The sequence below is a fragment of the Bradyrhizobium sp. CIAT3101 genome, from assembly GCF_029714945.1.
Taxonomy (GTDB): domain Bacteria; phylum Pseudomonadota; class Alphaproteobacteria; order Rhizobiales; family Xanthobacteraceae; genus Bradyrhizobium.
Map to the genome: position 1 here is coordinate 785,531 of NZ_CP121634.1, position 21,233 is coordinate 806,763.

Annotated in this window: 25 protein-coding genes; 17 read left to right on the forward strand and 8 right to left on the reverse strand. The window is 64.5% G+C overall.

Going from position 1 to position 21,233, the window contains the following annotated elements; genetic code table 11:
* The first annotated feature begins 36 nt into the window (after positions 1 to 36).
* Positions 37 to 324, forward strand: a complete 288-nt coding sequence (locus QA645_RS03530) for a hypothetical protein (RefSeq protein ID WP_283048227.1) — start codon at positions 37 to 39, stop codon at positions 322 to 324.
* A 7-nt stretch (positions 325 to 331) separates the two neighbouring features.
* Here the strand turns inward: QA645_RS03530 and QA645_RS03535 are convergent, their stop codons facing one another.
* On the reverse strand, positions 332 to 865 hold the full coding sequence (locus QA645_RS03535; RefSeq protein ID WP_283048229.1) for an invasion associated locus B family protein: 534 nt from the start codon (positions 863 to 865) through the stop codon (positions 332 to 334).
* A 439-nt stretch (positions 866 to 1,304) separates the two neighbouring features.
* Here QA645_RS03535 and coxB point away from each other — a divergent pair, with 439 nt between their 5' ends.
* From coxB to QA645_RS03580, 9 genes are all read left to right on the forward strand, one after another.
* Positions 1,305 to 2,159, forward strand: coding sequence for a cytochrome c oxidase subunit II (gene coxB / locus QA645_RS03540; protein ID WP_254134874.1), 855 nt, complete (start codon positions 1,305 to 1,307; stop codon positions 2,157 to 2,159).
* An 87-nt stretch (positions 2,160 to 2,246) separates the two neighbouring features.
* Positions 2,247 to 3,863 (forward strand): cytochrome c oxidase subunit I, encoded by a 1,617-nt coding sequence (gene ctaD, locus QA645_RS03545; RefSeq protein WP_254134873.1) that lies wholly within the window; start codon positions 2,247 to 2,249, stop codon positions 3,861 to 3,863.
* Between the two features lie 60 nt (positions 3,864 to 3,923).
* A complete protein-coding gene (locus QA645_RS03550; RefSeq protein WP_283048231.1) occupies positions 3,924 to 4,868 on the forward strand; it encodes a heme o synthase in 945 nt (314 codons plus the stop codon).
* On the forward strand, positions 4,865 to 5,041 hold the full coding sequence (locus QA645_RS03555; protein ID WP_254195916.1) for a CoxF protein: 177 nt from the start codon (positions 4,865 to 4,867) through the stop codon (positions 5,039 to 5,041). The genes QA645_RS03550 and QA645_RS03555 overlap by 4 nt, the downstream gene beginning before the upstream one ends.
* Before the next feature lie 5 nt (positions 5,042 to 5,046).
* Positions 5,047 to 5,703: a cytochrome c oxidase assembly protein gene (locus QA645_RS03560; RefSeq protein WP_254134870.1), complete on the forward strand. Its 657-nt coding sequence runs from the start codon at positions 5,047 to 5,049 to the stop codon at positions 5,701 to 5,703.
* A 63-nt stretch (positions 5,704 to 5,766) separates the two neighbouring features.
* Positions 5,767 to 6,663: a cytochrome c oxidase subunit 3 gene (locus QA645_RS03565; protein WP_254134869.1), complete on the forward strand. Its 897-nt coding sequence runs from the start codon at positions 5,767 to 5,769 to the stop codon at positions 6,661 to 6,663.
* Positions 6,664 to 6,759: 96 nt separating this feature from the next.
* On the forward strand, positions 6,760 to 7,161 hold the full coding sequence (locus QA645_RS03570) for a DUF983 domain-containing protein (RefSeq protein ID WP_254134868.1): 402 nt from the start codon (positions 6,760 to 6,762) through the stop codon (positions 7,159 to 7,161).
* Positions 7,158 to 7,922, forward strand: a complete 765-nt coding sequence (locus tag QA645_RS03575; protein ID WP_283048234.1) for an SURF1 family cytochrome oxidase biogenesis protein — start codon at positions 7,158 to 7,160, stop codon at positions 7,920 to 7,922. The genes QA645_RS03570 and QA645_RS03575 overlap by 4 nt, the downstream gene beginning before the upstream one ends.
* A gap of 107 nt (positions 7,923 to 8,029) precedes the next feature.
* Complete coding sequence (locus QA645_RS03580; protein WP_254134866.1) at positions 8,030 to 8,395, forward strand: nuclear transport factor 2 family protein; 366 nt, start codon at positions 8,030 to 8,032, stop codon at positions 8,393 to 8,395.
* On the opposite strand, the gene QA645_RS03585 is transcribed toward QA645_RS03580, so the two are convergent.
* Positions 8,392 to 9,723 carry a histidine kinase gene (locus tag QA645_RS03585; RefSeq protein ID WP_283048237.1) on the reverse strand — a complete coding sequence of 444 codons (1,332 nt, stop codon included), beginning with the start codon at positions 9,721 to 9,723 and terminating at the stop codon, positions 8,392 to 8,394. The two genes, QA645_RS03580 and QA645_RS03585, sit on opposite strands and share 4 nt — an antisense overlap.
* An 86-nt stretch (positions 9,724 to 9,809) precedes the next feature.
* Between QA645_RS03585 and QA645_RS03590 the strand changes: the two genes are divergently transcribed.
* The 5 genes from QA645_RS03590 to QA645_RS03610 all read left to right on the forward strand — a co-directional run bounded on the left by QA645_RS03590 (position 9,810) and on the right by QA645_RS03610 (position 15,063).
* Positions 9,810 to 10,454 carry a response regulator transcription factor gene (locus tag QA645_RS03590; RefSeq protein ID WP_254134864.1) on the forward strand — a complete coding sequence of 215 codons (645 nt, stop codon included), beginning with the start codon at positions 9,810 to 9,812 and terminating at the stop codon, positions 10,452 to 10,454.
* A gap of 526 nt (positions 10,455 to 10,980) precedes the next feature.
* Complete coding sequence (thrC, locus tag QA645_RS03595) at positions 10,981 to 12,399, forward strand: threonine synthase (protein WP_283048240.1); 1,419 nt, start codon at positions 10,981 to 10,983, stop codon at positions 12,397 to 12,399.
* Positions 12,396 to 13,685, forward strand: coding sequence for a pitrilysin family protein (locus QA645_RS03600; protein ID WP_283048243.1), 1,290 nt, complete (start codon positions 12,396 to 12,398; stop codon positions 13,683 to 13,685). Before thrC ends, QA645_RS03600 begins: the two co-directional genes overlap by 4 nt.
* A gap of 37 nt (positions 13,686 to 13,722) precedes the next feature.
* Positions 13,723 to 14,310: a GNAT family protein gene (locus tag QA645_RS03605; RefSeq protein WP_018316343.1), complete on the forward strand. Its 588-nt coding sequence runs from the start codon at positions 13,723 to 13,725 to the stop codon at positions 14,308 to 14,310.
* Positions 14,311 to 14,415: 105 nt separating this feature from the next.
* Positions 14,416 to 15,063, forward strand: a complete 648-nt coding sequence (locus QA645_RS03610) for a hypothetical protein (protein ID WP_254195909.1) — start codon at positions 14,416 to 14,418, stop codon at positions 15,061 to 15,063.
* A 238-nt stretch (positions 15,064 to 15,301) separates the two neighbouring features.
* On the opposite strand, the gene QA645_RS03615 is transcribed toward QA645_RS03610, so the two are convergent.
* The 5 genes from QA645_RS03615 to QA645_RS03635 form a co-directional block, all read right to left on the reverse strand.
* Positions 15,302 to 15,787: an ATP F0F1 synthase subunit B gene (locus tag QA645_RS03615; protein ID WP_254134861.1), complete on the reverse strand. Its 486-nt coding sequence runs from the start codon at positions 15,785 to 15,787 to the stop codon at positions 15,302 to 15,304.
* A 5-nt stretch (positions 15,788 to 15,792) separates the two neighbouring features.
* Positions 15,793 to 16,359, reverse strand: a complete 567-nt coding sequence (locus QA645_RS03620) for a F0F1 ATP synthase subunit B (protein ID WP_254134860.1) — start codon at positions 16,357 to 16,359, stop codon at positions 15,793 to 15,795.
* Positions 16,360 to 16,419: 60 nt separating this feature from the next.
* Positions 16,420 to 16,647: a F0F1 ATP synthase subunit C gene (locus QA645_RS03625; protein WP_018643436.1), complete on the reverse strand. Its 228-nt coding sequence runs from the start codon at positions 16,645 to 16,647 to the stop codon at positions 16,420 to 16,422.
* A gap of 53 nt (positions 16,648 to 16,700) precedes the next feature.
* Positions 16,701 to 17,450, reverse strand: a complete 750-nt coding sequence (locus QA645_RS03630) for a F0F1 ATP synthase subunit A (RefSeq protein ID WP_283048248.1) — start codon at positions 17,448 to 17,450, stop codon at positions 16,701 to 16,703.
* Positions 17,451 to 17,562: 112 nt separating this feature from the next.
* Positions 17,563 to 17,937, reverse strand: a complete 375-nt coding sequence (locus tag QA645_RS03635) for an AtpZ/AtpI family protein (protein ID WP_254134858.1) — start codon at positions 17,935 to 17,937, stop codon at positions 17,563 to 17,565.
* Between the two features lie 383 nt (positions 17,938 to 18,320).
* Here QA645_RS03635 and QA645_RS03640 point away from each other — a divergent pair, with 383 nt between their 5' ends.
* Together QA645_RS03640 and QA645_RS03645 are read left to right on the forward strand one after the other, a co-directional pair.
* On the forward strand, positions 18,321 to 18,839 hold the full coding sequence (locus tag QA645_RS03640; RefSeq protein WP_283048250.1) for a hypothetical protein: 519 nt from the start codon (positions 18,321 to 18,323) through the stop codon (positions 18,837 to 18,839).
* A gap of 49 nt (positions 18,840 to 18,888) precedes the next feature.
* A complete protein-coding gene (locus tag QA645_RS03645) occupies positions 18,889 to 19,362 on the forward strand; it encodes a secondary thiamine-phosphate synthase enzyme YjbQ (protein ID WP_283048251.1) in 474 nt (157 codons plus the stop codon).
* Between the two features lie 71 nt (positions 19,363 to 19,433).
* Here QA645_RS03645 and QA645_RS03650 read toward each other — a convergent pair whose 3' ends face one another.
* Positions 19,434 to 21,137, reverse strand: coding sequence for an MFS transporter (locus QA645_RS03650; protein WP_283048252.1), 1,704 nt, complete (start codon positions 21,135 to 21,137; stop codon positions 19,434 to 19,436).
* Positions 21,138 to 21,233 lie beyond the last annotated feature (96 nt).

Consider the following 21,233-nt stretch of genomic DNA (forward strand, 5'->3'; position numbering starts at 1 on the left):
ATGGCTCATCCGGACTGACGTCGCGAGAGCCTCGGCATGTGGAATTACCTGCTGGCATTGCTGGATCAGTATCAAGGCCTGATCATCGGCTTCGCTGTTCTCGCGCTGGTTCTGCTCGCAAATCTGCTCATCTATCGCCGTAACTGGACATCCTATCCGACGCGCGCGGCCTATCTCGCGGCCCATCCCGGCTGCGACACGGCAGACGGCATCGTTTGCGCGAAATGCCGCCAGAAGGCGGCGAGCATGGCGGTGCCCCCTGTGGGGCGCCTTTATCGCTGCACCTGGTGTGACACGGAACTCTATCGCGTGGATAGCGTGTGAGAGGGCCCTACGGCAGCTTGTCGTAGCCTTCGCCGAGCCCGTTCAAGCTGAGCGGGAAGCCGATGCCTTCTTCCGGCGTCTCGAAGATGATGAAGGTCGCGGTCTTGGCGCTGCGGAGCTGGCCGAGCAGCTTGTCGTCCATGACGACCTCGGCGACGCAGCCATTGGGCAGGCAGCGGACGAAGCCGGCGCGGCCGACGTCCTGGTTGTCGAGCTTCAGCCCGAGGCCGGAGGGCAGCAGGACGCCCAAGGGCGCGACCACCCGCATCAGGCGGCTCTTCTGGTCGGCGGTCTTGAGCACGATCACGGTGAGGCCGGCGTTGGAGCGGTCTTCCGCCACCACGCTCTGGATCAGGGCGCATTGCTCGGCCTGGGCGCCCGGCGGGGTATCGCAGCGGATCTGCCAGTCGCCATGGACGGAGCGCACCGCGCCCTGCGCATGGGCGAGGCTCGGCAGGGCAAGGAAAAGGGCGGCGGCCAGCAGGCCGATCAGCGCCTTGAGGCCATCAGCCGGCCTTGCCATCCATCTCGAAAGCCCCATCGGGGTCGGTCCCTCTGCTCGCTCGCGCTGGTGGACTGATACGGCAATGACGGCGTCTTGAAGGCAATTCCCAAGCAAATCCCGCGCCGCCTTGGCCCGCCACCGCCGGCACGAATCAGGTTCCTGCGCAACTGTCCGCCAGTGCCTACCGCGGGCAATGCGGCTGTCAAGCCACGGCATCCCGGGAAACGGTATTTTTGTCTGATGTTGCTGGGAAATATCTTGCGGGTGACGGCAGACAGAGGGGGCTCAAGACTGCATTGCGATAGATCAAGAATTATGGTTTGAGAGGCTTGATTTCGGCGTTTGAGCGATCTGGCCCCAATTCCTCTTAGAGGTATTCTTGCGCGGCGGTTTGTCGGACGGGCGGGTCGAATAAGCATTTCCCGGAAACAGGGCAATGCACTTGGGGTGATTTCGTAAGGGGAGCGCGAGCGGCATGAGGATGTCGAAGAGTCGGGTGGGCCGGCATTTGCTGGGATTGGCCACCATCGCCTTGGTGTCGGCTGGCATCATGTTGGCGACGGGCGGTGCGGCATTTGCCGAGCTCGGGCAGCCCGAGCCGTGGGAATGGCATCTCCAGGCCTCCGGGTCCCCGGTGATGGACAACATCGTCTGGTTCCATGACTTCCTGTCGGTCCTGATCATCGTCATCACGCTGTTCGTGCTGGCGCTGCTCGTGGTCGTGGTGGTGAAGTTCAATTCGAAGGCCAATCCGGTGCCGTCGCGGACCACCCACAACACGCTGATCGAGGTGGTGTGGACCCTGGTGCCGGTGCTGATCCTGGTCGGAATCGCGGTGCCGTCGTTCCGCCTGCTGTTCCTCGAGCTCGACGTGCCGAAGGCGGATCTGACCATCAAGGCCACCGGCAAGCAGTGGTACTGGTCCTATGCCTATCCGGACAACGGCAAGTTCGAGTTCGACTCGCTGATGGCCCAGGACAAGCAGCCCCGCCTGCTCGGCGTCGACAACGAGATGGTGGTGCCGGTCAACAAGGTGATTCGCGTTCAGGTCACCGGCGCCGACGTCATCCACGCGTTCGCGCTGCCGGCTTTCGGCGTCAAGATCGACGCCATTCCGGGGCGGCTGAACGAAACCTGGTTCAAGGCCACCAAGACCGGCATGTTCTACGGGCAGTGCTCGGAGCTCTGCGGCAAGGACCACGCCTTCATGCCGATCGCCATTCGCGTGGTGAACGACCAGGAGTTCGCCTCCTGGGTTGAATCGGCGAAGAAGAAATATGCGAGCGGCGGCACCAGCACTTTCGCCTCCGCGGCCGGCCCGACGCAGTAAGCGCCGGGCGACGGCTTGAGGGACTGAAAGCGACATAAAGGGCGGGACCGCACACGGTCCGAATGGGACGCAAGGCAGGATTTGAAAATGGCAACCAGCGCAGCGGCACACGGCGATCACGCGCATGACCACGAGCACGCCCATCCGACCGGATGGCGGCGCTACGTCTATTCGACCAATCACAAGGACATCGGCACGATGTACCTGATCTTCGCGGTCATCGCGGGCATCATCGGTGCCGCGATGTCGATCGCGATCCGCGCCGAGTTGATGTATCCGGGCGTGCAGATATTCCACGAAACGCACACTTATAACGTGTTCGTGACCTCGCACGGCCTGATCATGATCTTCTTCATGGTCATGCCCGCGATGATCGGCGGCTTCGGCAACTGGTTCGTGCCGCTGATGATCGGCGCGCCCGACATGGCGTTCCCGCGCATGAACAACATCTCGTTCTGGCTGCTGCCGGCCTCCTTCGGTCTGCTGCTGATGTCGACCTTCGTCGAGGGTGAGCCCGGCGCGAACGGCGTCGGCGCCGGCTGGACCATGTATGTGCCGCTGTCGGCCTCCGGCCATCCCGGCCCGGCCGTCGACTTCGCGATCCTGTCGCTGCATCTGGCGGGCGCTTCGTCGATCCTCGGCGCTATCAACTTCATCACCACCATCTTCAACATGCGCGCGCCGGGCATGACCCTGCACAAGATGCCGCTGTTCGTGTGGTCGATCCTGGTGACGGTGTTCCTGCTGCTGCTGTCGCTGCCGGTTCTCGCCGGTGCGATCACCATGCTGCTCACCGACCGCAATTTCGGCACGACGTTCTTCGCGCCCGACGGCGGCGGCGACCCCGTGCTGTTCCAGCATCTGTTCTGGTTCTTCGGTCACCCCGAGGTGTACATCCTGATCCTGCCCGGCTTCGGCATGATCAGCCAGATTGTCTCGACCTTCTCGCGCAAGCCCGTGTTCGGCTATCTCGGCATGGCCTACGCCATGGTGGCGATCGGCGGCATCGGCTTCGTGGTGTGGGCGCACCACATGTACACGGTCGGCATGTCGTCGGCGACGCAGGCCTATTTCGTCGCTGCCACGATGGTCATCGCGGTTCCGACCGGCGTGAAGATCTTCTCCTGGATCGCCACGATGTGGGGCGGCTCGATCGAATTCCGCGCCCCGATGATCTGGGCGGTGGGCTTCATCTTCCTGTTCACGGTCGGTGGCGTCACCGGCGTCGTGCTGGCGAACGCCGGCGTCGACCGCGTGCTGCAGGAGACCTACTACGTCGTCGCGCACTTCCACTACGTGCTGTCGCTCGGTGCGGTGTTCGCGATCTTCGCCGGCTGGTACTACTGGTTCCCGAAGATGTCGGGCTACATGTACAACGAGACGCTGGCCAAGGCGCACTTCTGGTTCACCTTCGTCGGCGTCAATTTGGTGTTCTTCCCGCAGCACTTCCTCGGCCTGTCGGGCATGCCGCGCCGCTATGTCGACTATCCGGATGCGTTCGCCGGCTGGAACCTGATCTCGTCGATCGGCTCCTACATCTCCGGCTTCGGCGTGCTGATCTTCCTCTACTGCGTGCTCGACGCCTTCATGAAGAAGGTCCCGGCGGGCGACAATCCCTGGGGTGCGGGCGCGACCACGCTGGAGTGGACGCTGTCCTCGCCGCCGCCCTTCCACCAGTTCGAAGTGCTGCCCCGCGTGCAGTAAGCCAACTTCCGCGGCGCCCGAGACGGGCGCCGCGGCTCTATAACGAAGCGAGTTAAACTAGTGTCCGTCCTCGACCAGAACGCCATCGACATCAATCCCCGCATCTCCGAGGCGGAGGTCGGCGACTACCTCGCGCTGCTGAAGCCGCGGGTGATGTCGCTCGTGATCTTCACCGCGCTGGTCGGAATGGCGATGGCGCCGGGACACTTCCACTGGGTGCTCGCCATCACCTCGCTGCTCTGCATCGCCGTCGGTGCCGGTGCGTCCGGCGCGCTCAACATGGCGCTCGAGGGTGACATCGACGCCAAGATGTCGCGCACCGCGAACCGCCCGATCCCGCGCGGCCGCATCACCCGGCCCGAGGCGATGGCGTTCGGCATGACGCTCGCCTTCTTCTCGGTGATGACGCTCGGCATCCTCGTCAACTGGATCGCGGGCGCGCTGCTCGCCTTCACCATCTTCTTCTATGTCGTGATCTACACGATGGGCCTGAAGCGCTGGACCGCGCAGAACATCGTGATCGGCGGCGCCGCCGGTGCGCTGCCGCCGGTGGTGGCCTGGGCCGCCGTGACCGGCAAGGTCGACGTCGAGCCGCTGCTGCTGTTCGCCATTATCTTCTTCTGGACCCCGCCGCACTTCTGGGCGCTGGCGCTGTTCCGCTCCGACGACTATGCCCGCGCCGGCATTCCGATGCTGCCCAACGTCGCCGGCCCCGACGCGACCCGTCTGCAGATCCTGCTCTACACCATCGTGCTGATCGCCGTGGCTGCGGCGCCCTGGGCGCTCGGCTATTTCGACGCCATCTACGGCGTCACCTCGCTGGTGCTCGGCGCCGGCATGCTGGTGCTCGCGATCAACGTCTATGTCCGCCGCGGGCGCAGCCAGTCCTTGCGCGCGACACGCAAACTGTTTGCCTTCTCGATCCTGTATCTGTTCGCGCTGTTCGCGACCTTGCTGGCCGAGGTCGTCTTCCGGGCGCTTGCTCCGATGGTTGGGGGCGCATGATCACGGCGATGGCTGACAAACCCGAGCCAGATGGAATCGTCCTCACCGAGGCGCAGAAGAAGAGCCGTCGTCAGCGCTCCATTGCGATTGCTTTGGCGCTCGGTGTGCTCGTCATCCTTTTCTTCGCCGTTACCATGGTCAAGGGACCCGGCGTTCTAGTTCGCCCGATGTGACAGAGATGGATCAGAAGCAGACCATATCGCAGGATCAGAGCCGAACGGCCAGGAAGGGTCGTTCAGGGGGCTTGGGTCGCGATGCGCTGGTCGCTTCGATCTGCGGCGGCGTGGTCGCGCTGATGGTCGGCGCGTCCTATGCGGCGGTGCCGTTCTACAACTGGTTCTGCCGCGCCACCGGCTTCAATGGCACGACCCAGGTCGCGACCTCGGCGCCGGCCACCGGCCCGATCGCACGCAAGATCGCGGTGCGCTTCGATTCCAACGTCGCGCCGGGCCTGCCCTGGAAGTTCGAGCCTGAGCAGACCGAGGTCGAAGTCAACATCGGCCAGGTCACCACGATCTACTACACCGTGACCAACCAGGCCGCGCGCACCACCTCCGGGCAAGCCGCCTACAACGTCGCACCGCTGACGGTCGGGTCCTATTTCCAGAAGATCAACTGCTTCTGTTTCACCGAGCAGACCATGGCGCCCGGCGAGAAGCGGGAGATGCCCGTGGTGTTCTACGTCGATCCGTCGATCGTCGACGACCACGACAATGACGGGCTCGGCACCATCACGCTGTCCTACACGTTCTATCCGGTGAAGGATCCGGTGGTGAAGCCGCTCGCATCCGGTGACGACGACAAACGCAAGGGAAATCTCCAGCCGCCGGGTTGACGCTCAGGGTTGGAATAAGGGGATAAGTGCCGGACAGGCACGGGATTGAGGAGACAGACCGCAATGGCTACCGCGCAAGGCAAGCATCACGACTACCATCTGGTCGATCCCTCTCCGTGGCCGGCGGTCGGCTCGATCTCGGCCTTCATCATGGCGGTCGGCGCGATCACCTGGATGCATCACATGGTCTCGGCCGCGCCGATCATCTTCGGTATCGGCACCGTCGGCGTGCTCTACACCATGGCGAGCTGGTGGGGCGACGTGATCAAGGAAGCCCAGTACAAGGGCGACCACACCCGGGTTGTCCAGATCAGCCATCGCTACGGAATGATCCTGTTCATCGCCTCCGAGGTGATGTTCTTCGTTGCCTGGTTCTGGGCCTATTTCAACGCCGCGCTGTTCCCGGCCGACGCCGTCCACGCCACCCGCGACGCCGTGTTCGGCTGCGGCCTCGGCACTGCGGCTGGTGCGTGCACCGTGCCCGGCACCTGGCCGCCGCATGGCATCGAGACCTTCGATCCCTGGCATCTGCCGCTGCTGAACACGCTGATCCTGCTCACCTCCGGCACCACGGTCACCTGGGCGCACCACGCGCTGCTCGAGAACGATCGCCAGGGCCTGAAGTACGGCCTGATCCTCACCGTCCTGCTGGGCGCGGCCTTCACCTGCGTGCAGGCCTATGAGTACAGCCACGCGGCGTTCTCGTTCGGCGGCAACGTCTACGGCGCGACCTTCTTCATGGCGACCGGCTTCCACGGTTTCCACGTGCTGGTCGGCACCATCTTCCTGCTGGTCTGCCTGCTCCGCGCCTATGCCGGCCACTTCACGCCGACGCAGCATCTCGGCTTCGAGTTCGCCGCCTGGTACTGGCACTTCGTCGACGTGGTGTGGCTGTTCCTGTTCCTGTGCATCTACGTCTGGGGACACGGCGCCGAGGCCATGGCCCACGGCGCGCACTGAGCCGCCGCGAATCGATCCGGAAAGGGCGGCCGCAGGGCCGCCCTTTTGCTTTCCAGTGGCCGAGGCCAAACTGAAACTGTGATAGGCTTGCGCGTCATGAGCGAACCTGCCGGCACTCCCGAGTCCCAGCCCACCGTCCTGCAGAGCGCACTGCGCGGGCTCGCGTGCAAATGCCCGCGTTGCGGTGAGGGCAAGCTCTATGCGGGCTTCCTGACGCTCGCGCCGTCCTGCAACCGTTGCGGCCTCGACTACGCCTTCATCGATGCCGGCGACGGACCGGCGATCTTCATCATCATGCTGGCCGGCGCGATCGTGGTCGGCTGTGCGCTCGTCGTCGAGGTCAAATATCAGCCGCCGTTCTGGCTGCACGCGGTGTTGTGGTTTCCGCTGATCCTCGCAACCACGCTGCTGCCATTGCGCTCCATGAAATCGCTGCTGATCGCGCTGCAATTCCACCACAAGGCAGCACCTGGCCGGCTGATCGACCGCGCGAAATGAGCGAGCTTGCGCGCAAGCCGGGCGTGGCCGGCTTCATGCTGTTCACGCTTCTGCTCACCGCGGCCTTTGTCGCGCTCGGTGTCTGGCAATTGCAGCGCCGTACCGCCAAGCACGAACTGATCGCCGCACTCACCGAGCGCCTCGCGGCAGCACCGATCGCGCTGCCGCCGCCGGCACAATGGGCCGCGCTGAATCCCGCGCGCGATGAATTCCGTCGTGTCACTTTCACCGCAACCTATGCGGCCGCGCCGGATGCGATGGTCTATTCGTCCGGCTCCGCCGTCCGCAAGGATGCCTCCGGCCCCGGCACCTGGGCCTTCCTGCCGGCACAGCTGCCGAGCGGCGAGATCGTCGTGATCGATGCGGGCTTCGTCGAGAACACGATGCAGGAGCGCAGTGTCGAGGATCGCGCGGTGAAGAAGCTCGTCACCGGCACGCCGGTCGCGCTCACCGGCTATCTGCGATTTCCCGAAGCGCCGGGATGGCTCACGCCGGCGGAAAACCGCGAGAAGCGGCTGTGGTTCGTGCGCGATCATCTGGCGATCGCAAGCGCGCTCGGCTGGGGGACGACCGCGCCGTTCTACGTCGACCTCGAGCAGCCGGCGCCCGAGAACAACATTCCACGCCCGGGGCCGCTCGACGTGAATCTGAAAGACGACCATCTGCAATACGCGATCACCTGGTTCGCGCTTGCGGGCGCGGTGCTGATCGCATTCGCGGCGTGGGTGCGGGGACGACGAAAGAGCGCAGCGAATCCGTAAGTTCCCGGAGGGAACCCGGTATCGCCCGGACTTTATTATTCAGCGCATATTCACGAGGGTGACCTTAAGCCGCCTCTGGATATTCCGCGGCAAACAGGATTGCTGGCGTGCGCGATTTCGATCAGATGGGACTTGTTGTCGATTGGGTAGATGCCTGCCGCAAGGGCGACCTCGCGACGCTGCTCGACCTCTATGCCGACGATGGCGAGGTCGAATGCACGTGCAACGGCATGCAGCTTTATCGCGGCCGGCGTGAGCTCGAGACCTATTGGGGTCCGAAGCTCAACGCGTTCTCGTCGGCGGGCTTCGGCCTCGAAGAGATCCATCCCGCGCAGAACGGCGTCGATCTCGAATACTCCGTCGCGGGCGCGCTGCGCATCCGCGCCTCGTTTCGCTTCAGTGCGGAAGGCAAGATCCACAGCACGCTGTGCGAACCGGCGCAGCAGGGTCCGCATCATTGCGGTGCGTGCTAGGGGGAAATCGAGACGTCCGCGAGCGGAAGGCGGCAGCGCACATAGGTTCGATCGTCCGCGCGCAGCAGTGACAGCGATCCGCTGAGCGCGCGCACGCGCTCATGCATGCCGGTGAGACCTCGGCCGAAGACATTATCGGTGGGAAAGCCGGCGCCGTCGTCAGAGATATCGATGGCGAGCGCCCCGCCGGCGATGCTCGCCTGCACATGGGCATTGCGTGCAGCGGCATGGCGCAGCACGTTGGTCAACGCCTCCTGGATCAGCCGATAGACAGTCTGGGCCAGCGGCCCGTCAATCCCGTTCAGACCAGGATCGAGCGCAGCCGTCAGGCCGATATGGGGCGCCTGTCTGCGGAAATTGTTGAGCAGCGTCTGCACGCTGGCCTCGAGTCCCAATTCCTCGATGTAGAGTGGCCGCAGCCGGTCCAGGATGCGGCGGTTGGTGTGCTGCAGCGCCTCGACCGATCGCATCACCTCCTGCATGGAGTTGCCGAGATTTCCCGTCTGCGGCGACGCCTCGCTCAGCGCGATCGTGCCGGCACGGATGCTGAACAGCAGCGGGCCAAGCTCGTCATGCAGCTCGCGCGCGAGATCGCGGCGCTCATCGTCCTGCAGCGACACCATCCGGTGGAGCAGCTCGCGATTGTCCTGGCTCAATTGCGCGAGTGTCGCTGCCAGCGCGTTGGCTTCCTTGCAGCTCTGCCGGATTTCAGGCGGTCCGACCACCGGGATCGGCGTCGCATAATCACCGCGCCGGATGCGGGTGAGGCCCGCACCGAGATCTTGCAGCGGACGCAGTGCCGAGCCTGCGAGCACGTAGGCGATGACTGCGGTCAGTCCGGCCAGTACGACGAGGACGCCGGCGAGCGCGAGAAAGCCGGCCCATGTCTCAAACAGCGCGGCCGACAGATCGGGCGAGAACACGATGTCGCCGACGCGCTGGCTGCCGATGGTAACGGGAAATGCGATATGCAGGTCGGGGACGGCGAGGAGATCGACGAACCATCCCGGCGGGCTATGCGGGCCCTGCAGGGGCCTCGGCGCAAACGGGGGAGAACCAGCCTCCGCGGAATGGAATTGGATGTCAGACGACGCGTCGAGCCTCCCGACGAAATCGTCGAGGGTCCTGCGCGGGTTCTCGGACGACCGCAGGGCGCTGTTCAGGGCCTCGGCGACCGCCCGGGTCGATCGCTGTGCCGGTTCGTTCTCTTCGGCGAGCTGGCCGGTTGTGAAAACGTGCAGGAGAATGCCGCCCATCAGCAGAGCCGCGATGAACATCACGCCGAGCGGAAGAAACAGCTGGGTCCTGAACGAGAGTCGTTGCCACATTAGGTCAATTCTAACGCGCATCGGCGGGATTTTCTCTTTCCATTTGTTCCCGCCGGTTTATGAGTGAGATAACAAGAGAGCGTGCGATGCAAGATACCGCCAAGCTGGCGACCAGGGTCCTGATCGTCGACGACCATCCCGTGGTGCTGTCCGGTTGCCGCACCCTTTTCGCATCCGATCATTCGATCCGGATCGACGAGGCGACCGACGCGAAATCGGGCCATCGCGCCTATGTCAGCAAGCGGCCCGACGTGACCGTGATCGACATCAGCCTGCCTGATGTCTCGGGCTTCGAGCTGATGCGCCGGATCCGCAAGGACGATCCGGACGCCAAGATCATCATGTTCAGCATGAACGATGATCCGGCCTTCGTGGTGCGTGCCGTAGAGCTCGGGGCGCAGGGCTATGTCTCCAAGGGCGACGATCCCAGGATCCTGCTCAAGGCCGTGCGCAAGGTGGTCGCGGGCGATAACTACATTTCGCCGCAACTCGCGGAGGCCGTGACCTTCTCGGGCGCTGCGATCAAGGCCAATCCGGCCTCGCAGATGACGCCGCGGGAGCTCGAAATTCTCCGCCTGCTCGGGCGCGGCAACAAGATCGTCGAGGTCGCCGAGGCGCTCGGCATCTCGTACAAGACCGTTGCCAACACCACGTCCCTGCTCAAGCAGAAGCTGGGGGCCAAGAACCACTCCGACCTGATCCGGATCGCGGTTGAAATCGGAATGACCTGACGCCGTCAGGGACTGGGCCGGCTGCTCCAGGATGCAGCCGGCTCAGTCGGCGGATCGGCACCGCCGCGCATCCGGGCAATGCGTGGACGACGGTGGATACCATCCGCCGACACAATGGGCGGCTGAGGCCTTCGTTCCTTATCTGGCACCTCTATCGGGAAAAAACGGCAGTCAGGCCGGACGTCCGGCCGTCTGGTCGTCGGCCTCGACGCGGCGTATCGGGAAAAACAGGAACTTTTGGCGTCGCGCGCCGTTTTTGTGCTTGACGATTTCGTGACAGGCGACGAAAGCTCGCGGGAACGATTTTTGGGGCTGACGCCCCGGCACGGAAACCGGGTCTGCACACACAACGACAGACCTTCCAAGAGAAGGGCTGCGGCATCGCCGCAGCCCTTTTTCGTTGGGCATGGTGCGGCCCCGGAAAACACTCTATGGTGCCGCAAAGCCTCTGGCTGTGAACTAGGAACATCGTGAAATCAAAGGCTTAAGGCCCGAATTCAGCTCGGGCCGGCCTTTGGAGGGCAGTTTGACTCGTTATATCTCGACCCGGGGCGAGGCCCCTGAGCTTGGCTTCTGCGACGTGATGCTGACCGGGCTCGCCCGCGACGGCGGCCTGTATGTGCCGGTGACCTGGCCGCAGCTCTCCGTCGAGACCATCGCCGGCTTCTTTGGCCGCCCCTATTGGGAGGTCGCGGTCGACGTTATCCGTCCCTTCGTCGGCGGCGAGATTTCGGATGCCGAGCTCGGCCGCATGGCGAACGAGGCCTACGCCACCTTCCGTCATCCGGCCGTGGTGCCGCTGCGCCAGATGTCGCCGCATCAATTCGTGCTGGAGCTGTTCCACGGTCCGACGCTCGCCTTCAAGGACGTGGCGATGCAGCTGATCTCGCGGCTGATGGACCATGTGCTTGCCAAGCGCGGCCAGCGCACCACCATCGTGGTCGCGACCTCCGGCGATACCGGAGGTGCCGCGGTCGAGGCCTTCGCGGGGCTCGATAATGTCGACCTCATCGTGCTGTTTCCGCACAAGCGCATCTCCGAGGTGCAGCAGCGGATGATGACGACGACGGGCGCCGCCAACGTCCACGCGCTCGCCATCGAGGGCAATTTCGACGATTGCCAGGCACTCGTGAAGGCGATGTTCAACAACCATCGCTTCCGCGATGCGACCTCGCTGTCCGGTGTCAATTCCATCAACTGGGCCCGCATCGTCGCGCAGGTGGTCTATTATTTCACCTCCGCGGTCGCCGCCGGCGCACCGGCGCGCGCGGTGGACTTCATCGTGCCGACCGGCAATTTCGGCGATATTTTTGCAGGCTACGTCGCCAAGCGCATGGGCCTTCCCGTGCGCACCCTGCGCATCGCCGCCAACGTCAATGACATCCTCGCCCGCACGCTCAAGACCGGCATCTACGAGGTGCGCGAGGTGCATGCGACCGCCTCACCCTCGATGGACATCCAGATCTCCTCGAATTTCGAGCGCCTGCTGTTCGAAGCGAGCAAGCGCGACGCGGCGAGCGTGCGCCGGCTGATGGACTCGCTGAAACAATCGGGCCGCTTCGTGCTGCCGGATGCGACGCTGGCCGCGATCCGCGAGGAATTCGACGCCGGCCGTGCCGACGAGACCGAAACGGCGGCTGCGATCCGTGCCGCCTGGCGCGAGGCCGGCGAGCTCGTCGATCCCCATACGGCCGTGGCGCTCGCCGTCGCCGATCGCGACACCACCGATACGACCGTGCCCAACATCGTGCTCTCGACCGCCCATCCCGCCAAATTCCCTGATGCCGTGGATGCGGCCTGTGGCCAGCGGCCGCAGCTGCCGGCCTGGCTCGACGGTCTCATGACCAAATCCGAACATATGAAGGTGATGAAGAACGATCAGGCCGAGGTCGAGCGGTTCGTGCTGTCGGTCAGCCGTGCCGCAAAACAGGGAGTTGCTGGATGAGCGTCGAGATCTCCAAGCTTGCGTCCGGTCTGACCGTCGTCACCGACAACATGCCGCATCTCGAGACCGCCGCGCTCGGCGTCTGGGCCGGCGTCGGCGGCCGCGACGAGAAGCCGAACGAGCATGGCATCTCGCACCTGCTCGAGCACATGGCGTTCAAGGGCACCACGGGGCGCTCCTCGCGCGAGATCGTCGAGGAAATCGAGGCGGTCGGCGGCGACCTCAATGCCGGCACCTCGACCGAGACGACGTCCTATTATGCCCGGGTGATGAAGGCCGACGTGCCGCTGGCGCTCGACGTGCTCGCCGACATCCTGGCCAATCCCGCCTTCGAGCCCGACGAGCTCGAGCGCGAGAAGAACGTTATCGTGCAGGAGATCGGCGCGGCCCAGGACACGCCCGACGACGTCGTGTTCGAGCATCTCAATGAGCTCTGCTATCCCGACCAGCCGATGGGCCGCTCGCTGCTCGGCACCGCCAAGACCCTGCGCGCCTTCAACCGCGACTCGCTGCGCGATTATCTCTCGACGCATTACCGCGGGCCCGACATGGTGGTCGCGGCGGCAGGTGCGGTCGATCACAAGCAGGTCGTCGCCGAGGTCGAGAAGCGCTTTGCGAGTTTTGACGCGGCGCCCGGGCCGAAGCCGCAGGCGGCTCAGTTCGGCAAGGGCGGCGCCAAGGTCGTGCATCGCGAGCTGGAGCAGGCGCATCTGACGCTGGCGCTGGAAGGCGTGCCGCAGACCGATTTGTCGCTGTTCTCGCTCCAGGTCTTCACCAACATCCTCGGCGGCGGAATGTCGTCGCGGCTGTTCCAGGAAGTCCGCGAGAAGCGCGGCCTCTGCTATTCGATCTACTCGTTTCACGCGCCCTATACCGACACCGGCTTCTTCGGCCTCTACACCGGCACCGATCCCGCCGACGCGCCGGAGATGATGGAGGTCGTGGTCGACATCATGAACGATTCGGTCGAGACCCTGACCGAAGCCGAGATTGCGCGGGCCAAGGCGCAGATGAAAGCGGGCCTGCTGATGGCGCTGGAGAGCTGCTCTTCGCGCGCCGAGCAGCTGGCCCGGCACGTGCTGGCCTATGGTCGGCCGCAGACGGTGCAGGAGCTGGTGGCCCGGATCGACGCGGTCAGCGTCGAATCGACCCGCGATGCGGCGCGTGCACTGCTTTCGCGTAGCCGCCCTGCGGTGGTTGCATTGGGCAGCGGCAGGGGTCTGGACACGGCGGTGTCTTTTGCGGAAGGATTGACGAAGGCGCGGGCCAAGGCGCGGCTGCATTAGGAGCCGCGCGAACCGCGCCGTCCCGGGAAGCATCACCATGGCCCTGTTTCGCCTGCCATCCAGTGGACCTGCTGCTCTCGCCCCCCGCGGCAACGGATTGTTGCTGCGCGCGCCGCAGATGTCGGATTTCCTGCAGTGGGCGCATCTGCGCGAGACCAGCCGCGATTACCTGACCCCGTGGGAGCCGATCTGGCCGTCGGACGATTTGACCCGGTCCGGCTTTCGCCGCCGCCTGCGCCGCTATTCCGAGGATATCGCCGCGGACCGCTCCTACCCCTTCCTGATCTTCCGCGAGCTCGACGGCGCCATGGTCGGCGGCATCACGCTCGCCAACGTGCGGCGCGGCATCGTCCAGGCCGGCACCATCGGCTATTGGGTCGGCCAGCCCCACGCCCATCGCGGCTACATGACCGCGGCGCTGCGGGTGCTGCTGCCGACTCTGTTCGGCGAGCTCAATCTGCATCGGGTCGAGGCCGCCTGCATCCCCACCAATGCGCCGTCGATCCGGGTGCTGGAGAAGTGCGGCTTCTCCCGCGAGGGCCTTGCCCGCCGCTATCTCTGCATCAACGGGGTCTGGCAGGACCATCTGCTGTTCGGCCTGCTGCACGAGGATTTCCGCGGCTGAACGCGCGCCAAAGTCAGCTTTTTCCTGCCTTGGGATCGCCGATTTTGGCGATATAAACCGCATCACACCGGCGATCGGCCGGAATGTTGTCATGGAGTACAGGCGTTGATGAACGAGCTTCGCTCATTGCGGAATGCGCTGCGGCGGGGTCCGGTGATCGCACTGGCGCTGTCGGTGTCGTTCGCATCCGTCTCGCCGGTCGCGGCACAGTCTCTGACCGACCGCTTCAAGAATCTGTTCGGTGGCAAATCCGACGATGCGGCCAAGCCGGCGCCGGCGCCGGGCCAGCCGGCGGCCGATGACGACATCGATTGCCCGCAGGTCACGGTGCGCGCCGGAGCCTCCACCTATGGGGTCGGGGCGACAGGCAAGCCGGCCGTCGGCAACGACGTGCGCTTCCAGGCCTCGATCACCAAGATGGCGCGCGAATGCGTCCGCAACGGCGGCGAGATCACCGCGCGCATCGGCATCCAGGGCCGCGTCATCGCCGGGCCAGCCGGCGCGCCGAACACGGTCGAGGTTCCGCTGCGCGTCGCCGTGGTGCTGGGCGGTGTCGGCGAGAAGGTGATCGCCTCGAAAGCCTACCGGACCACGGTCGCGATGTCGGAAGGCGGCAGCGTGCCGTTTACGTTCATTGCCGAGGACCTGTCCTACCCGGTGCCGTCAGCCGCAGTCGCCGACAACTACATCTTCTATGTCGGCTTCGACCCGCAGGCGCTGACGCCCGAGCCGAAGGCGCGGAAGAAGAAGTAAGTCGCCACACGCTCAGCTGTCGCCGCAATTTCCGCTGTCATCACCCGCCTTGTGCGCAATTGCGCACTGGGGCGGGTGATCCAGTATTCCAGAGACGTCAGTCGTTCACCGAGAGGCCGCGGCGTACTGGATGCCCCGCCTTCGCGGGGCATGACACCTGTGTTGTGGTCGAGGTCTCGCACCAACAAAAAAGCCGGCGCTCATCGCGCCGGCTTTCTGATGGGTGAGGCGTCTGCCCTCAGTTCAGCTTCTGGCGAACCTCGGTGATACCCTTGGCAAGCAGGTCGTCGGCGACCTGGCCCTTGACCGACTGCGACAGGATCGTGGAGGCGGCCTGGACGGCGGCTTCCGCGGCTGCGGCGCGAACATCGGCCAGCGCCTGCGCCTCGGCGAGCGCGATCTTGCTCTCCGCGGTCTTGGTGCGGCGGGCGACGAAGTCTTCCATCTTCGCCTTGGCCTCGGTCGCGATGCGCTCGGCTTCGGACTTGGCGTTGGCGATGATGTCGGCGGCCTCGCGCTCGGCCGAGGCACTGCGCGCCTTGTAGTCGGCGAGCACCTTTGCGGCTTCCTGCTTGAGGCGCGTCGCGTCGTCGAGCTCGGCCTTGATGCGCTCGGCGCGATGGTCGAGCGCGGTCATCGCCGACTTGAAGACCCCGAGATAGCCGAACACGACCATCAGGATCACGAAGGCGACGGCGACCCAGGTTTCAGGATCGAAGAACATCTCGACTAACCCTTCAAGGACGCGTCAACGGCAGCACTGACCGAGGCCGCATCCGGAACGACGCCGGTGAGCTGCTGGACGATGGTGCCTGCCGCATCGGCCGCGATGCCGCGGACGTTGCTCATGGCGGTCGCGCGGGTCGAGGCGATGGTCTTCTCCGCCTCGGCGAGCTTGGCCGCCAGCTGCTCTTCCAGGGCCTTGCGCTCGGCGTCCGCCTGCGCATTCGCCTTGTCGCGGGATTCGTTGCCGATCGCCTGTGCCCGCGAACGCGCCGAAGCGAGCTCGCCTTCATAGGCCTTCAGCGCCGCCTCGGACTGATCCTTCAGCTTCTGCGCTTCGGCGAGGTCACCCTCGATCTTGTTCTGACGCGCTTCGATCGCGCCGCCGACCTTCGGCAGAGCGAGCTTGGACACGATCACGTAAAGCAGGACGAAGAAGATCGCGAGCGACACCAGCTGTGAAGCAAAAGTGCTGCTCTCGAACGGCGGAAAGCCGCCGCCGTGATGACCGCCATCGGCTTCGGTGTGGGCGCCCGCCGCCGGTTCTTTTGCCCCGCCATGACTCTCGGCCATGGAGTACTCCTGTTGCTGTCACGCGCCGCTTCGGATGAAGCGGCGCGAAAGAAGTCGTTCTTAGAAAACGAACAGCAGAAGCAGCGCGATCAGCAGCGAGAAGATGCCGAGCGCTTCGGTCACGGCGAAGCCGAAGATCAGGTTGCCGAACTGGCCCTGAGCGGCCGACGGGTTGCGAACGGCTGCGGCGAGGTAGTTGCCGAAGATCACGCCCACGCCGACGCCCGCACCGCCCATGCCGATGCACGCGATGCCCGCGCCGATAAGTTTTGCTGCTGCCGGATCCATTTTAGACTCCTTGGAAGAAAGATTGGGTTGTGGGTGGAAATTCCCCGGACCGCTCAGTGTCCCGGATGAATGGCGTCGTTGAGATAGATGCAGGTCAGGATCGCAAACACATAGGCTTGCAGGAACGCGACCAGGATCTCGAGAGCGTAAAGCGCGATCGTGAGCGCCAGCGGCAGCACGCCGCCGACCCAGCCGAGGGCACCGAGGGAGAAGCCCAGCATGGCGACGAAGCCCGCGAACACCTTCAGCGCGATGTGGCCGGCCAGCATGTTGGCGAACAGACGAATGCTGTGCGAGACCGGGCGCAGGAAGAACGACAGGATTTCGATGAACATGACCAGCGGCAGGATGTAGCCGGGGACGCCATGCGGAACGAAAATCGAGAAGAATTTCAGGCCGTTCTTGGCGACGCCGTAGATCAGCACGGTGAAGAAGACCAGCAGCGCGAGTCCGACGGTCACGATCAGATGGCTCGAGATCGTGAAGGTATAGGGGATGATGCCGACCAGGTTCGAGACGCAGATGAACATGAACAGCGAGAAGATCAGCGGGAAGAACTTCATGCCTTCCGCGCCGGCCGTCGAACGGATGGTCGAGGCGACGAATTCGTAGGAAATCTCGGCGACCGACTGGAGGCGCCCCGGAACCAGCTGCGTGCCGCTGGCAAGCATCAGGATCGAGATGATGGCGACGGCCACCAGCATGTAGAGCGATGAATTGGTGAAGGCGATCGTATGATTGCCGATATGGCCGATCGTGAAGAGAGGCTCGATGTTGAACTGGTGGATCGGATCGATTTTCATCGGCGCGGCATCTCTTGGTCTGCCGGGCTAGCCGGCGTGTCTCGGTCTGCCGGCCGGGCCGGCCCGCACCGGCGGAGCCGGTGCGAAAATTCCTCTCCTGTTCGGATCGGCCCTAAGAACCACCGCGCCTGTTCTGACCCGCGCCCGCCGATCTCACCACATTCACCACGCCGGCCACGAAGCCCAGCAGCAGGAACACGATAAATCCGAAAGGCGACGTCGACAGCAAGCGGTCGAACCCCCAGCCAATCCCCGCTCCGACAGCGACACCGGCGACCAACTCGGAGGATAACCGAAAACCAAGCGCCATCGCCGAGGCTCTGGCCGCTCCGTCTCCACCGTCACCTGCGGGTTGCTCGGTCTTGATCTTGCGGTCGCGAAATTCGGACAACCGCTTATCAAGACTTCCGAGCCGTTCGGAAAGCGCAGCTTCCTCGGGCGATCTATCGCGATCTCCATTCTCGCCGTGTCCCGTGTCTTGAGCCATGCCACGAAGACCAGAAACGCCGCGGTTGAATGGAAATTACGCCCGCCACCCTCAAAAGCCGCGCGGACCATACTGACCGCTCATAATCAAGTCAAGCCAAGTCACGATCGCGTCGTGTTCGTTTATGTATCTGATTTGATTGATGATATTGGCTTTTGCGCCAGCGCTGCACACAGCGTGACGCCGCACCGCAGCAGCTCTCCGCACGATCTGCCGACAGGACCGACATTTCGCCGTGGCTTCGGGATCAAAGGAGGTGCCGCCATCGTTGATTCCGCGGATGCGGTTTTGGCGGCGGATTCGAACGCGCGGGCGGTGCGCCGTCGCCCGCCCGGGTGTAGAATTTCGGGATGTGCCACCTGCGCGGCGTGGCGGAGAGCGCGATGAGACCGGCGAAATCATCCACAACATCATGGTGTGCTGCGGCGATCGTTGCCGTGATGACGGTCAGTGGCGGCCTGGTTGCCGCGCAATCGGCACCCGACGGGGAAAACGGCCGCTACAGCATGACCCCGATTCCCGAGGGCGTCTTGCGGCTCGACACCCGCACCGGCACGGTCTCGACCTGCACCAAGAATGGCGCCGGCTGGGCCTGCTACGCCGTGCCTGACGAGCGCTCCGCGCTCGATGCCGAGATCGGCCGCCTCCAGGCCGAGGTGGAGAAGTTGAAGGGGCAGATCGCCGCCGGTCCGACCGTCTCCGGCAAGATCGACGAGGCCTTGCCGAAATCGGATTCCCTGAAGAAGGGCGAGCCCAAGGTCGCGGAGGGTGATCGCAAGCTCGAGATCCCGCTGCCCAGCGACCAGGATCTCGATCGGGCGATGTCGTTCCTCGAAAAGGCGTGGCGCCGGCTGATCGACATGGCCAACCGCGTGCAGAGGGACGTGTCGGGGAAGATTTGATCTATCCACATGCCCACCCTACGGCAGCGTTCGAGTTGAGAGACGTTTGATGACATCCGCCAAATCCGTCACGCGCTCGGCGCCATCGACCGTGCAGGCCATCGCGATCGTATCCTCGCTGCTCACCGTGCAGACGTCCGGGCGTGGCTTCACAGATTTCACCAGCGAGGTGGCGAAGTTCATCAACGAGGCCCGCGCAGCCGAGGGCGCGTTGACGCTGTTCATCCGGCACACCTCGGCGTCGCTGACGATTCAGGAGAACGCCGATCCTTCCGTGCTCGTCGACCTCACCACCGCGCTGTCACGGCTGGCGCCGGAAAACGTGCCGTGGACACATGATACCGAAGGGCCTGACGACATGCCCGCGCACGTCAAGACGATGCTGACGCAGACATCGCTGCACGTGCCGGTGCTGGGTGGCAGGCTCGCGCTCGGCACCTGGCAGGGAATCTATCTGGTCGAGCATCGCGCACGTCCGCACCGGCGCGAAATCGTGCTGCAATTCATCGGCAGCAACAAGTAGCGCTGCCAGAAAAGCAAACCGGCCGCGGATCGCTCCGCGGCCGGTTGTTTTGTCAGTGTCTGCGTAGCGACTTACATCTTGGTGATGTCGACGTCCTTCGTCTCGGGGACGAAGAGGAAGCCGACCACGGCCGTGATCAACGCGAAGACCACCGGATACCACAGGCCGGAGTAGATATCGCCGGTCGACGCGGTGATCGCGAAGGCGGTCGCCGGCAGCAGGCCGCCGAACCAGCCGTTGCCGATATGGTAGGGCAGCGACATCGAGGTGTAGCGGATGCGGGTCGGGAACAGTTCGACCAGCATGGCCGCGATCGGGCCGTACACCATGGTGACGTAGATCACGAGGATGAACAGCAGCCCGATGACGGCCGACACCTGCGGACGGAAGATGTCGAAGGGGTGCGCCATCTTGATGATGCCCGCGTCCCCTACCTTCGGATAGCCCGCCGCCTGTACCGCCGCGGTGATCGCGGGGTTCGACGTCTTGGCGTCGGTGTAGGGCACTTCCTTGTCGTTGACCGTGATCTTCACCGCGCCGGCCGGTCCCGGAACGGTGGAGTACTTCACCGATGACTGGGCGAGGAAGGCGCGTGCCGTGTCGCAAGGCGCCGTGAAGACGCGGGTGCCGACCGGGTTGAACAGATCGCCGCAGTTTGCGGGATCCGCCACCACCTGCACCTTGACCGTTTCATAGGCCTTTTCCAGCGCCGGGTTGGCGTTGGAGGAGATCATCTTGAAGATCGGGAACAGGGTCAGTGCGCCGATCAGGCAGCCTGCCAGGATGATCGGCTTGCGGCCGATCCGGTCGGACAGCGCGCCGAACACCAGGAAGAAGCCGGTGCCGAGCAGCAGCGACCAGGCGATCAGCAGGTTGGCGGTGTAGCCGTCGACCTTCAGGATCGATTGCAGGAAGAACAGCGCGTAGAACTGGCCCGTGTACCAGATCACCGCCTGGCCCATGGTCAGGCCGAACAGCGCCAGGATCACGATCTTGGCGTTGCTCCAGGTGGCGAAGGCCTCGGTCAGCGGCGCCTTGGAGCCCTTGCCCTCGTCCTTCATGCGCTGGAACACCGGCGATTCGTTCAGGCGCAGACGGATCCAGACCGAGATGCCGAGCAACGCGACCGACACCAGGAACGGAATGCGCCAGCCGCCCCAATAGGAGCCGGGCGCGCCGGCGAAGGCAGCCTCGCCGGTCGCGGAGCGGGTGAACAGGATCACCAGCAGCGACAGGAACAGGCCGAGCGTCGCGGTGGTCTGGATGAAGGAGGTGTAGTAGCCGCGCTTGCCCTGCGGGGCGTGCTCGGCGACGTAGGTTGCCGCACCGCCATATTCACCGCCGAGGGCGAGGCCCTGCAGCAGGCGCAGGCCGATCAGGATGATCGGAGCCGCGATGCCGATCTGGGCGGCACCCGGCAGCAGGCCGACAATGAAGGTCGACAGACCCATGATCAGGATGGTGACGAGGAAGGTGTATTTGCGGCCGACGATGTCGCCGACGCGGCCGAACACGATCGCGCCGAAGGGGCGGACCAGGAAGCCTGCCGCAAAGGCCAGCAGCGCGAAGATGTCACGCGTGGCCTGGTCGAACATCGGCTTGCCGTCGGCGCCGGCGATGGTGAAGAACTGCGTGCCGATGATGCCGGCCAGCGATCCGTAGAGATAGAAGTCGTACCACTCGAAGACGGTGCCGAGGGACGAAGCGAGGATGACGAACCTCTCGTCCTTCGTCATGCCGGTCGACCGTGCCGACGTTGCAGCTAGTGTGGACATCGTGAATGCGCTCCCCGAAATTCGTTTCCTCGCGTCCCGGCTGTCCGGGCATGCCGGATCAACCTGGGTCTTGCCCCCAAGGTAACATCGGCGTGA